A 12460-nucleotide genomic window follows, 5' to 3' on the forward strand; every position below is an offset into this window, starting at 1 on the left:
TGCATCTTTTGAGTGAGTATTAAAAGTTATTCTGGCATTTTAATTATGTCGAAAGGTAAAGGTTCTTTTTAATACAGAAATTTATTTGGTTGGTAAGGGAATTCTCAGGCACGATTTCGTTGTTAGTCAAATGTGCTCTAATTGTGGGACCCATCCCGGTTTTCTTATGTTCAAATTAATTATGACGCGAGGCGCTCCTACGCGTTGTGCAGACCAAAATCCCTGACTACCCTTGCTGGTGTTTCTGTCCCGTAATGGGCCGGATAGCCCGAAAGCCGGGTCAGCCTCTGCAATTTTCAGTCATTAACGGCAGTTGATCGTTAATCTGCCGTGCATCATCAAACAGGGACATCATGACAGAACAAGATAACGCCCAAACTTATCGCGCTGATGAGCACATCGATCCTTATGTCTCGGTGCAGGGTGCAAGAACACATAATCTCAAAGATGTATCGCTGCGGTTTCCCCGTAATGCCATGGTGGTGTTCACCGGGGTTTCAGGGTCCGGGAAATCCTCACTCGCCTTTGATACGCTTTATGCAGAAGCCCAGCGCCGGTTTATTGAGTCGGTTTCACCCCATGCCCGTCGCCTGATCGATCAGGCCGCTGCGCCGGATGTGGATAACATTGACGGACTGCCGCCTGCGGTGGCGCTTCAGCAGAGCCGGGCTGGCGCGCAGGAGCGTTCAACGGTAGGCAGCCTGACCCGAATTTCCGTCACGCTGCGCCTGCTGTTTTCCCGTGCGGGCACAAGGCCTGACGGTGTGCCGTTTATGACCGCCGATTATTTCTCGCCTAACAATCCTGAAGGTGCCTGTCCGCATTGCCAGGGGCTGGGACGGGTCCATACCGTCAGAACCGAGGCGATGGTGCCGGACAGGTCACTGAGCATCCGGCAGGGCGCCATAGCTTCATGGCCGCGGGGCTGGCATAACAAAAATCTGCGCAGCATCCTTGAGACGCTCGGCTACGATGTCGATGCCCCCTGGGATACGCTTTCAGCCCGCGACCAGCAGTGGATACTGCTGACTGACGAGCAGCCATCAGTGCCGATTTTTATGGGTCTGAACGCTGAACAGCGTGAAAAAGCCCTGGCGGCTGGCGAAGAGCCCGCTTATACCGGCACCTACACCAGCGCAGCAAAAATCGTATTGCAGAGCTATTCCGGTGGCAGCGAGACGACGAAAAAACGGCTGGCGCGCTTTGTCACGGTCACGCCCTGTTCAGTGTGTCATGGCAAAAGGTTAAACCGGAACGCACTGTCCGTGACCTTTGCCGGTTATGACATTGCCAGTCTGAGTGAGCTGTCGGTTTCTGAACTTGCTGAACGGCTGAGGCCTTATGCAGACGGTTCATCATCAGATCTGCCTGCCGAGGCGGCGCTGCGGGAAGCCGTCATCCGGATGGCGTCAGATATCTGCATGCGGCTTGAACAGCTTGAGACGCTGGGACTTGGGCATCTGGCACCGGGACGCCGCACCACGCTGCTCTCCTCCGGCGAGTTGCAGCGCGTACGTCTGGCTACCCAGCTGATATCGCGGCTGTTTGGCGTGCTTTACGTGCTGGATGAGCCTTCAGCTGGTCTGCATCCTGAGGATGTCAAAGCGCTGCTCGCATCCCTCAGGAATCTTGTGCGTGCAGGTAACTCGCTGGTGGTCGTCGAACATAACCTCGACCTCATCGCCGAGGCTGACTGGCTCATCGAAGTCGGTCCCGGCCCGGGAACGCATGGCGGTGAGATCGTCTATAACGGTGAACCGGCAGGCCTTAAAGACGTCAGTGCCTCACCGACATCAGGCTATCTCTTCTCCCGCAGCTATACCGGGCTGCGCCAGCGCCAGCCCGCGGAGAGCTGGCTCAGGCTTGAGCAGGTCCATTGCAACAATATTACCGGCGTGGATATCGCCATCCCGCTGGCGAGAATGACGGCGGTTACCGGTGTTTCCGGCTCCGGCAAATCGACGCTGCTGAATCGCGTACTTCCGGAAATGCTCGGACGTTTTGACAAAACATCTGACAGTGAAGAGGGTGAGGAAGAGGACCTGGTGCCGGACGTTAAGGGTCAGGTTGTCAGCGGAAATGACGCCATTGGCCGTCTGGTCAGAATCGATCAGCGTCCTATCGGGCGGACGCCACGCTCCAATCTGGCCACCTATACCGGCTTTTTCGATATCGTCCGCCGGCTGTTTGCAGAGACCCCCAAGGCCAAAGCCCGAGGTTTCAGCGCCAGCCGGTTTTCCTTCAATCTGCCTGCGGGGCGCTGTCCTGCGTGCGAGGGACAGGGCCAGATTTCGATTGAGCTGCTCTTTATGCCCAGCGCCACCGCAACCTGCTCGGTCTGTGCGGGAAGCCGTTACAACCCCGAAACGCTGGAGGTGAAGTGGAACGACCTGACCATAGCGGATGTGCTTGATCTTACCGTAGATGATGCCACCAGGGTGTTTGACGGGTACGACGGGATCCAGCGTTCACTGTCGGCACTGCGATCTCTGGGGCTGGGATACCTGACGCTGGGTCAGCCCGCCACGGAGCTCTCTGGCGGTGAGTGTCAGCGCATCAAGCTCGCCTGGGAGCTGCAACGCGTCCAGCGCACAGCCACGCTCTATCTGCTTGATGAACCGTCAACCGGGTTGCACCCATCCGACATGGACAAACTGCTGATTGTGCTGAATGAACTGGTGACGCGCGGTCACACCGTCGTGCTGGCGGAACACACAATGCGCATTGTGGCAGAGGCGGACTGGGTGATTGATCTGGGGCCCGGTTCGGGGCTGAAGGGCGGAAGGATTGTTTCGTCCGGTACGCCGGAAGCGGTCAGCACATCCGCAGAGAGTCTGACTGCGCCATGGCTTTCCGCACAGCTTAAAAAGAGGGCGGGCGATCCGGCGTAACAGGATTGCGGTAGATGAAGCCGCCGCTGAAACAGGCGCACGATAAGGGCTCAGGGGTAAACTCCTGAGCCCGTCAATAATGATAGCGGCTTAAGGCGATTGACAGAGCATCCCCACTGACGGCACAGACCCGCCGGGCTTCTGCGGACCTGGACAGTTTTACGCAATCACATTCCTGTCAGTCCCGTCACCGCTTCGCAGGCTTTCGATAGCATCCATCAATCTGCGGGCATTCCTGGGCGATCGCAGTAGCCAGTCCGTCTCTTCCAGTGAGTTATATTCTTCAGTCGACATCAGCACGCAGGACTCACCGTTCCGGCGAATGATCATTACTGGCGCTTTATCTTCTGCCGTCTGAATCATCGTGGCAGAAAGATTCCGTCGGGCTTCGCCGAAAATGATGGCTTTCATAAAGACCTCCGCAGTGAATAAAACAAACCATTGTACAATGAAAAGCCGGGCTTTCGCTTTCACCCAGGCACGGGGAAAGGAAGAACGTCTATGCAGTTCCGGTCAGAGCAAACTGGCGCATCACATTCGGATTCACGAACGTCTACGCATTCATTCTCAACCTCGGGGATTATCATTGATGGTAATGTTTAAACCGCCACACCCAGGCAGCCTGATAGCGGAATATCTGGAAGATAATGACATCAGTCTGCGCAGTCTGGCTAAACAGCTGGGCGTTTCGGCGGCATCGCTGAGCAAAGTGGCAGGCGGAAAAGCTTCCGTCAGCCCGGAAATGGCTGTATGTCTGGAAGCAGGCCTGGGTATTGCGGCGCGGCTCTGGTTATCCATGCAGGCTGCATGCTATCTGCACAAGGCACGAGAAACGACAGACGTTTCCGGCGTGCCTCTGCATCCGGGGCTCGTGACGTCCCTGAGGCGCGATGGGACGGCTTAATCCTCGCTCTTAGGTGGCTGTCCTCATCACCATTACGGAGTTTATCCCATCAGCGCAGCGGCGCATTTACCTGCAACGCATCCAGCTCGCGCGCATCGTGACTGCAGAAAAAGGTGATTTCGCCGCCGCGCTGGCAGGAAAGCTCACGCAGTCGCTGCTGGTTGTGCCGTCTGGCCTCGTTATCCATGCCCATCATCCACTGGTAAAAGCGCAGTCCCGGCGTGCAGTGGCGCGTCGGCTGCCGCATTTCGCCGCGGTAGAACCAGGCGTCGCCGCCGTGCAGCAGCCAGCCATCGGGCTGCTGAATCGCAATGCCCGCGTGACCTGGCGTATGGCCCGCCAGCGGCACCAGCAGAATCTCCGGCGGTAAATCCCGCAGGCGATTAACCGCCTCAAAACCAAACCACGTTTCCCCCTGCAGCTGATAGGTTTCCCAGTTGCCGATCCCGCCCCATTGTCCGGGACGATAGCGCTCACGCGACAGCCAGCTATGACGCTGGTGGGCGGTATCGACCTCCTGCTGCAACAGATGGATGCGCGCCTGCGGAAAATCGGTCAGTCCGCCAGCATGATCAAAATCGAGATGGGTCAGAATAATATGGCGCACATCGTCAGCCTGAAAGCCCAGCGCCTTCACCTGTGACAAGGCGGTGAGATCGTCACGCCGCTGAATATTGTTTAAGGCGCGGAAAAAGCCCGAGAGGCGACTGCCGGGCGTATGGATATCCTGCCGCCCAAAGCCGGTATCGACCAGCACCAGCCCGTCGCGGTCTGTCTCAATCAGCAGGCAGTGACAGACCAGGTGCGCCTTCAGGCCTTTACTGAATCCATCATAGAACGCGCCGCCCAGCGGGCACATACAGCCACAGTTAAGGTGGTGAATTTTCATCGGGCCTCCATAGGGTCATCGGCAAAATCTCTGAGACTACGGCCTGTCCGGCGCGCAGCACATCAGCCTGGCTATAGAGTGTAGTGAGGGTTGCAACAACAGGCGGAGCGGTGAAGCGGATAACCGGGCAAAAAAAGCCGGTTATCCGCGATAAAGCAGAGAATTAACTGTGGAACAGCGGGAAAGCACCGGTCAGCAGACCGCCCGCCATCAATACCAGGCTGACCAGAATCCCCCACTTGATGGCAAAGCGCTGGTGGTCGCCGATATCGACTTTCGCCAGGCCCACCAGCAGGTAGACCGACGGCACCAGCGGGCTCAGCAGGTGGAACGGCTGACCGACAATGGAAGCACGGGCAATCTCTTCGGCGGTAATGCCGTAGCTGGCCGCCGTCTGCGCGATAACCGGCAGGATGCCGAAGTAAAACGCATCATTCGACATAAAGAAGGTGAACGGCAGGCTGACCAGCGCGGTAAACACCGCCAGGTAAGGTCCGAAGCTGGTTGGGATTACGGCCAGCAGACTCTTCGCCATGGCATCCACCATGCCGGTGCCGGAGAGAATACCGGTGAAGATACCGGCGGCAAAAATCAGCGCGGTCACCGCCAGCACGTTACCGGCATGCGAGCTGATACGCGCTTTCTGCTCTTCCAGCGTGGGATAGTTGAGCATCACCGCAATGGCAAACGCCAGCATAAACAGGATCTGAATCGGCATTAAACCAATTACCAGCAGCACCAGCAGCACGGTGGTCAGGATAAAGTTAGGCCAGAACATCTTCGGACGGCGGTTGGCAGCGCACTCTTCGGCATCGCCCAGACCCAGCTCGATGTTGTCGAGATGGTGATCTTTCATGGTCATCACGCCTAACCGTTTACGCTCACGCAGGCCAAACAGCACCGCCATCGCGACCAGGCTGACGCAGGCGAGCAGCATCGCGGGCAGCATCGGAATAAAGATGTCGAGCGCATCAATGCGCAGTGCCGCAGCGGCACGTGCCGTCGGGCCACCCCAGGGTGAAAGGTTCATGATGCCGCTGGCGAGGTTGACCAGACAGGTCATCATCAGCACGTTCATGCCCAGCCGATGGTAGAGCGGCAGGAACGCTGCGATAGCGATCATGTAAGTGGTGGAGCTGTCACCATCCAGCGAAACCAGCAGTGTCAGCACCGCGGTGCCGACCAGTACTTTCAGGGGATCGCCACGCACCAGCCGGAGAATAAAGCGTACCAGCGGATCAAACAGGCCGGCATCGATCATCAGACCAAAATAGAGAATGGAGAAGGTCAGCATCACACCGGTCGGAGCCAGCTTTTTGACGCCATCCAGCATCATGGCACCCAGTCCGGCATAAAATCCGCCAATCAGCGCAAATATGGTTGGTATCAGGATCAGCGCAATTAAGGCTGACATGCGTTTGGTCATGATCAGATACATGAAGCAAACAACCATGGAAAAACCCAGTATCGTCAGCAAAATAGCAGCCCTCACATTGGCGTAAAAGTAATGAAAAAGTTACATGAAGCCAGGAAAATTCAGGTAATTAGTTAGCGTGGTAACAATTAACCTGTTGTTTTATTTAACCCTGCACTGCAGGATGATAGTAAATAGTTGTCAGGATTTAGCATTTCTTTAACAAGGAAGGGTGATCGCGATCATCTTTAAACGAATCTTAAACGAGTTTGTGTGACTGGGATCAAAGGGTGACGAGGTGTAATCGCGAATGTCGGGCCAGCAGGGTGCGGAATCAGGCGGTTCAGATGGTGAAGAAACAGGATAAACGGCTGAGTCAGGATGCTCAGCCGGATAAGGTATTAGCTGCCTAATAGCTGGATGATCATTTCAGATGTTTTGTTCGCCATTTTGCTGACGGCAGTCTGGCCCTGCTGAATAATCTGGCTGCGCGCCAGCTGACTCGCTTCTTCAGCATAGTCTGCATCCTGAATGCGGCTGCGAGCCGTAGAGGTATCCACACCCTGTTGTGACAGCACATTACGGTTTGACTCGTAACGATTTATCTTAGCGCCATAGAGCGACTGATAGCCGCTGATCTTCTCCAGCGCCTTATCCAGCGCCTTCATGGTGGTGGAGATGTCACCACTGGTCAGCAGGGTGGTGTTGTTCAGTCCCAGCGTTTTAGTATCTGACGGCGTAGCGGGGATGCTATCCGACTGTATCGGCTGACCATAGTCGGCGCTGGTGATCACTTCGAGAGGACGACTCTCATGTGGCGGCGTTGCAGGCACGCCCTTGGGCTCCGGCAGGATTCCCCAGGTCAGACTACCAGTGAAGGAGCCGTTGCCCACCACCACCACAATCAAATCTTCGCTGACGGTGTCCAGCGAGATGCGCTCCAGCCGGGTGCCGGTATTGGTGCCGTTATTGAAATCGCCGCTGGCGACATCTTCATAGCGGTCGCCGTCACCGCTGTAGGTGATGGTCATCCCGTTGTAGCTGCTGCTGTTACTGCCCGCCAGCGCCCAGCTCGGGCCGCCTTCCAGCAGCTGAGAGCTGTCATAAGTTGCGCCAGTAGCAAAACCGTTTTTACTGGTCAGCAGGCGCGAATCTGCGGTCGCTGCATCCGTAATGCCTTTGCTGGTCCAGGTGTAATCAGGTGCACTGCCGTCCAGCGGTGTTCCCGCCAGATGTTTACCGTCGCGGGTAAACAACTGGAGATCGTCATCCTGACCCAGTGAGTCAATGGTAATGCTTATCGATGTTGAGCCTGCCGGGATATAGGCCAGCGGTATCACACCCGAGGTAAACGAGTAACTCTTGCCCGGCACCGGGAACTTAACGTTGATAGGGTCAACGTTACCCAGTTTCGCAGGCGGCAGATCGGGATTATCCGTTGCCAGCGGGTAACGCCCGAAAATCTCGGTGTGATCCGCGACTTCGTTGATGCCGGCCAGAATCTGCTGATATGCACCGTTGACGCTCTGCCGATCCGCGTCTGACAGCGTGCCGTTAGCGGTCTGCACCGACAGCGTACGCGCCTGGATCAGCAGATCGACGATGGTGCCCAGGCCGCCACTGGCAGTCTGGGAATAGCTGATGGCATCATTAAGGCCGCGTGCCACTACCGCGTCGGCGTTGACATTGGCCGTCATACGGTTGGCAATCGCCTGACCTGCCGCATCGTCTTTGGCACTGTTAATCCGCATCCCTGATGATAGCCGTTCAACCGTTCGTCCCAGAACGGAGTCAGTACCGTACCGCAATTTGTTCGTAATGGCGGCGGTTTCGTTATGGTTGATCGTTAACATGGTCGCTTCGAACAGGGAGAGGAGTCTCTGTTTTATCGGCAGGGTGATAAGCAGCTTTAATCTCTGCGGCGACAAAAACTGAGCAAAGACGGGGTCAGGAGGGCAACCGGCTGATGGGTAACCGCTTTTCAGATAAAATAAATTAACGGTTTTGCCAGGTCAGGAAAGGTGCCTGCTGCGCAGAGACGCAGCAGGCGAGAGTAGATCAGTTAAATACCATGCCGCCGTCAATTAACAGCGACTGGCCGGTCATATAATCGGAGTCGGGGCTGGCGAGGTAAGCGACGCAGGCAGCTACATCTTCCGGCTCAGAAAGCCGTCCCAGCGTAATGCGTTTTGCAAACTCTTCGGTGCCGTAACCGGCGGGTTTTCCGGCGGCTTCAGAGATCTGCCGGTCAATCTCTTCCCACATCGGGGTTCTGACAATGCCCGGGCAGAAGGCGTTGACCGTGATACCGGCGGGTGCCAGATCGCGCGCGGCGGTCTGCGTCAGACCGCGCACGGCAAACTTACTCGAGCTGTAAACCGCCAGCTCCGGATTGCCGACATGACCCGCCTGCGAACAGGCGTTAATGATCTTGCCGCCGTGGCCTTCTGCAGCGAACGCTTTAATTGCGGCCTGCATGCCCCAGATGACCCCTTTGACATTGACGTTATAGACTTTATCGACCACCGCTTCGGTGATCTCAGCAATCGGCGTGGAGGGTGCAATACCGGCGTTGTTGACGATGACGTCAAAACCGCCCAGCGTGCGACGCGCCTCTTCTACGGCATCCATCACCTGATCGCGCTGTGAGACATCGACTTTCAGGGCAATCGCTTTACCACCCTGCTGGTTGATCTTCTCCGCGACCTGGCGGGCGGTCTCCTGATTGAAATCGGCGACGGCCACTGCCAGTCCATCTTTTGCCAGACGCAGGGCGATCGCTTCACCAATGCCCTGGCCTGCGCCGGTTACCAATGCCACTCTGTTTTTCATCCTGATTTCCTTTTTGCGAAATTAAAGAAGCTGGCTCAGATGCAGCTGACCCATCAGCAGCGGGTTGTCGGCGTAATCGACCGGTACAGCCACCACGGCAGGACCCTGAACATCCATCGCTTTACGCAGCGTCGGCTCCAGCTCTGCCGCGCTGGTCACCGCAAAGCCCGCGGCGCCAAATGCTTCGGCGTAGGCTTTGAAATCGACCGGGCCAAAATTGACACCTGAGACGCGGTGATACTTTTTCTCTTCCTGCATTGCCACCATGTTGTAGGCGTTATCGACCCAGACGATGTGCAGGATATTGGCTTTTAACCGGACGGCCGTTTCCAGCTCCATGCTGGACTGCAGGAAGCCACCATCCCCTGAAACCGATACCACTTTGCGCTGCGGATCGACCAGCCAGGCACCAATCGCCCACGGCAGCGCCACGCCCATGGTCTGCTGACCGTTGGAGATCATGATCTGGCGGGCACGGAAGCTGTAAAGATAACGGGCGATCCAGATGTGGAAGCTGCCCATATCAACGGTGAGGCTGACGTCGCTGTTAATGATGTCCTGCATAGCGCGCACGATGCGCAGCGGATGCAGGGCAAACTGATTGAGACTGGCACCCTGCATCGCCAGCAGTTTGCGCTGCTGCTGACGATCTTCAAGAATGCTGGCGGCTTCCGCTGTCAGCTGTAGCGGCGCGGTAATGCGTGCTGCCAGTTTACGCACCGTGGCAGCGATATCGCCCACCAGCTCGGCGTCCGGCAGGTAGCGGTTGTCGGTCTCTGCCGGAATCACGTCGATGTGAATCAGGGTGGCGTTACCGCTGTTCCACATCGCCGGTTCATATTCTACCGGACTGTAACCGATGGTGATGATCAGGTCAGCCTGTTGCAGCAGCCGGTCACCTGCCTGGTTGTTAAACAGTCCGACGCGACCGGCGAAGCGTGAGAAGTGATCCTGCCTGATCGCGCCCGCCGCCTGATAGGTGCTGGTGACCGGAATATGACTGCGGCTCAGCAGATCGTGAATCGCTTCGCTGTTTTCCGGCTGGCTCGCCATTAATCCCAGCAGGATGACCGGATTTTTCGCCCCGGCAATCGCCTGGCTGACCGTGTCAATCATCGCGTCTGGCGCGGCACCCAGCACCGGACGGCCCTTGCTGCTCAGTGCCTTGCCGGTGACCGGCTGGTCGACGATATCCTGCGGCAGGCTGATAAAGGCGCCGCCGCCGCGGCCATGCTCGGCGTGACGAAACGCATTCGACAGGCATTCAGAGAGCGCAGAGGGATCGGTTACCTCAACTGCATATTTGGTGACCGGGCGAAACATGGACACCGTATCCATGCTCTGGTGAACCTGTTTGGCGCTGTCGGAGCGTTTCACCTGGCCGCCGATGGCGACCACCGGATCGCCTTCGCTGGTAGCGGTGGCCATGCCGGTGATCAGGTTGGAGCAGCCCGGCCCGGACGTGACCAGTGCCACACCGGCATTGCCGGTCAGCCGGCCCACTGCGGCGGCCATAAAGGCGGCATTGGCTTCATGACGAACAGGGATAGTCTGGATTGAGGAATCCAGCAGGGAGTCAAAAACCTTGTCGATCTTTGCGCCAGGGATGCCAAAAACATGTTGCACGCCCTGTGCCTCAAGCTGTGCGACCACCAGGTCAGCGCCGCAGGTCCAGAGTGTGGTATCGGTTGGAGTTTTCATCGTCATTCCTCTGATTAGCTTTCTACCGCACGGATCGCGGCGTCAAGATTGGCGGGGTTCAGGTCGGCATTGAGAAAGTCACTGTCCTGCGGCAGATCCACGACCAGCTTGCTGATGGCACCAAAGGTCAGGGTGCCCTGTTCCAGCGCATAATCGAGAATGTGGCCGCCGCCTTCGCGGTCGTCGGTAATAAAGTGTTCGTGATAGCCCGCTACGTTAATGCCCTGCATATACTGTGGCGTGCGGAAGCCAATCAGCTCGCCCGCGCGCTGGCTGAAGGCAAAGGTCGGCTGATCGCCCAGCACTTCCGGCATGGAGCGGTAGGGACGGCACTGACACGGCACGGTGCGGGTGTCGACGCGGCTGAAACGACCGCTGATGCGCAGCGCGCAGAACTGGTTATCGGAGGTGATTTCGCTGTCGATCACCCGATGGATATCCTCGCGCGACATGGGCCGGTCAAACTCAAACAGGTGCTGCGGCCTGAAAAAGGTCATCACCGCAAATGGAGTTTTCTGTGCCGGATCGGCCGGATGCGCGCTGCCATCTGAGTGCAACTGATAGACCTTGCTGTCGAACGCAATCATCTCGCCATCCAGCCGGTTAAACGTGCCCAGGCCGAAATCCCCTTTGCGCAGCAGGTCGGCGATGCGCACGTTGCCGTCGTAGACGCCGCTCAGCAGCGCACTCATTAAAGAGGTCTGATAGATAACGCTTTCTGGTGCATCCTGGGAAAGCGTTAAGACAGTATGTTTTAGTTGATCCTCACAGGAACAATCAGTTACACAATTGCTCATTTCATGCCTCATCGATTAACCGTTAAGCCGTGTTAACCTAATGGTGAACCGATTCAGTCGGTGGGTCCAATAGCGAAACCTGTTAACTTTGAGACGTTTTTGATATGGAACTGCGCCACCTGCGTTATTTTGTTGCCGTAGCCGAGACGCTTCACTTCACCCGCGCTGCTGAAATGCTGGGGATTTCTCAGCCGCCGCTGAGTCAGCAGATACTGAGGCTGGAGCAGGAGATTGGCACACCGCTGCTGAAGCGGCTGACGCGCGGCGTGGAACTTACTGAAGCGGGGGAAGCGTTTCTGGCCGATGCCCGGCAAATTGTCCAACTGGCCGATCAGGCACTGGAGAACGCGCGCGGGATTGCCCGCGGGATCAGTGGCCAGCTGTCGCTGGGGTTTGCCAGCTCGGTGGCGTTTAATCCGCGCATCTTCACCCTGATCCGTCAGTTTACGGAACGCTATCCGGCGATGGAGCTGCTGACGCGTGAAGAGAACATGTCGTTGCTGATGCAGGATCTGCAGGAGGGATTACTGGATGCTGCCTTTATCCGGCTGCCGTGCGAAAGCAGCAAGGCGTTTAATCTGCGCGTGATCTCCACCGAAAAGATGCTGATTGCGCTGCCGCGCTGCCATCCCCTCAGCGGCACGCCGACAGTCTCGTTGTCCGCGCTGGCGGATGAAACCCTGATAATCTTCCCGCGCGACGTTTCGCCCAGTCTCTATGAGCTGATTGTTACGGCCTGTCTGCGGGCGGGCTTTTCACGCCACACCTTCCAGCAGGCGCCACAGATCACCACCTCATTGGGCATGGTGGCTGCAGGCTGCGGGATTGCGCTGGTGCCGGAGTCGCTGCGCTGCGTCGATAATCCCGAAGTCAGCTTCTGCGATATCGAGAACAACACGCTGTTTACCGACGTGGCGTTTGCCTGGCGTCGGCATCACCCATCAAAAGCGGTGCTGCATCTGCTGGCGCTGCTGGCCGAACCACCTGTGACACCAGGCGAAGCGGGTTGATAAGCGCCAGCTATTGTACTGA

At 57.2% G+C, this 12460-nt stretch carries 10 protein-coding genes; 3 read left to right on the plus strand and 7 right to left on the minus strand.

The annotated features are described in order from the left end of the window. Positions 1-353 precede the first annotated feature (353 nt). A complete protein-coding gene (locus tag AC6I8E_RS21895; protein WP_497824958.1) occupies positions 354-2891 on the plus strand; it encodes an excinuclease ABC subunit UvrA in 2538 nt (845 codons plus the stop codon). 159 nt (positions 2892-3050) lie between these two features. Here AC6I8E_RS21895 and yefM read toward each other — a convergent pair whose 3' ends face one another. Continuing rightward, on the minus strand, positions 3051-3302 hold the full coding sequence (yefM, locus tag AC6I8E_RS21900) for a YoeB-YefM toxin-antitoxin system antitoxin YefM (RefSeq protein ID WP_013356618.1): 252 nt from the start codon (positions 3300-3302) through the stop codon (positions 3051-3053). A 178-nt stretch (positions 3303-3480) separates the two neighbouring features. Here yefM and AC6I8E_RS21905 point away from each other — a divergent pair, with 178 nt between their 5' ends. Further along, positions 3481-3795, plus strand: a complete 315-nt coding sequence (locus tag AC6I8E_RS21905) for a HigA family addiction module antitoxin (protein WP_110332314.1) — start codon at positions 3481-3483, stop codon at positions 3793-3795. A 49-nt stretch (positions 3796-3844) separates the two neighbouring features. Here the strand turns inward: AC6I8E_RS21905 and AC6I8E_RS21910 are convergent, their stop codons facing one another. The 6 genes from AC6I8E_RS21910 to budA all read right to left on the minus strand — a co-directional run bounded on the left by AC6I8E_RS21910 (position 3845) and on the right by budA (position 11428). Further along, positions 3845-4684, minus strand: a complete 840-nt coding sequence (locus AC6I8E_RS21910) for an MBL fold metallo-hydrolase (RefSeq protein ID WP_497824959.1) — start codon at positions 4682-4684, stop codon at positions 3845-3847. 163 nt (positions 4685-4847) lie between these two features. Then, positions 4848-6161: a CitMHS family transporter gene (locus tag AC6I8E_RS21915; RefSeq protein ID WP_033785223.1), complete on the minus strand. Its 1314-nt coding sequence runs from the start codon at positions 6159-6161 to the stop codon at positions 4848-4850. 338 nt (positions 6162-6499) lie between these two features. After that, positions 6500-7951, minus strand: a complete 1452-nt coding sequence (locus AC6I8E_RS21920; protein WP_497824960.1) for a flagellin N-terminal helical domain-containing protein — start codon at positions 7949-7951, stop codon at positions 6500-6502. A gap of 205 nt (positions 7952-8156) precedes the next feature. Continuing rightward, positions 8157-8930, minus strand: coding sequence for a (S)-acetoin forming diacetyl reductase (locus AC6I8E_RS21925; protein ID WP_033734994.1), 774 nt, complete (start codon positions 8928-8930; stop codon positions 8157-8159). A 21-nt stretch (positions 8931-8951) separates the two neighbouring features. Further along, on the minus strand, positions 8952-10631 hold the full coding sequence (gene alsS / locus AC6I8E_RS21930; RefSeq protein WP_312217332.1) for an acetolactate synthase AlsS: 1680 nt from the start codon (positions 10629-10631) through the stop codon (positions 8952-8954). A 14-nt stretch (positions 10632-10645) separates the two neighbouring features. Further along, entirely contained in the window at positions 10646-11428 is a 783-nt protein-coding gene (budA, locus tag AC6I8E_RS21935; protein WP_013356611.1) for an acetolactate decarboxylase, read from the minus strand. Positions 11429-11532: 104 nt separating this feature from the next. On the opposite strand from budA, the gene AC6I8E_RS21940 reads away from it, so the two are divergent. Further along, complete coding sequence (locus tag AC6I8E_RS21940) at positions 11533-12438, plus strand: LysR family transcriptional regulator (RefSeq protein ID WP_013356610.1); 906 nt, start codon at positions 11533-11535, stop codon at positions 12436-12438. Positions 12439-12460: the final 22 nt, after the last annotated feature.

The organism is Pantoea sp. X-Soil-YNGN-785 (genome assembly GCF_059730585.1).

Bases quoted from the DNA above. Each gene is read 5' to 3' on its own strand.
- AC6I8E_RS21895 (WP_497824958.1), top strand. From the start codon at position 354: ATGACAGAACAAGATAACGCCCAAACTTATCGCGCTGATGAGCACATC.
- yefM (WP_013356618.1), bottom strand. From the start codon at position 3,302: ATGAAAGCCATCATTTTCGGCGAAGCCCGACGGAATCTTTCTGCCACG.
- AC6I8E_RS21905 (WP_110332314.1), top strand. From the start codon at position 3,481: ATGGTAATGTTTAAACCGCCACACCCAGGCAGCCTGATAGCGGAATAT.
- AC6I8E_RS21910 (WP_497824959.1), bottom strand. From the start codon at position 4,684: ATGAAAATTCACCACCTTAACTGTGGCTGTATGTGCCCGCTGGGCGGC.
- AC6I8E_RS21920 (WP_497824960.1), bottom strand. From the start codon at position 7,951: ATGTTAACGATCAACCATAACGAAACCGCCGCCATTACGAACAAATTG.
- AC6I8E_RS21925 (WP_033734994.1), bottom strand. From the start codon at position 8,930: ATGAAAAACAGAGTGGCATTGGTAACCGGCGCAGGCCAGGGCATTGGT.
- alsS (WP_312217332.1), bottom strand. From the start codon at position 10,631: ATGAAAACTCCAACCGATACCACACTCTGGACCTGCGGCGCTGACCTG.
- budA (WP_013356611.1), bottom strand. From the start codon at position 11,428: ATGAGCAATTGTGTAACTGATTGTTCCTGTGAGGATCAACTAAAACAT.
- AC6I8E_RS21940 (WP_013356610.1), top strand. From the start codon at position 11,533: ATGGAACTGCGCCACCTGCGTTATTTTGTTGCCGTAGCCGAGACGCTT.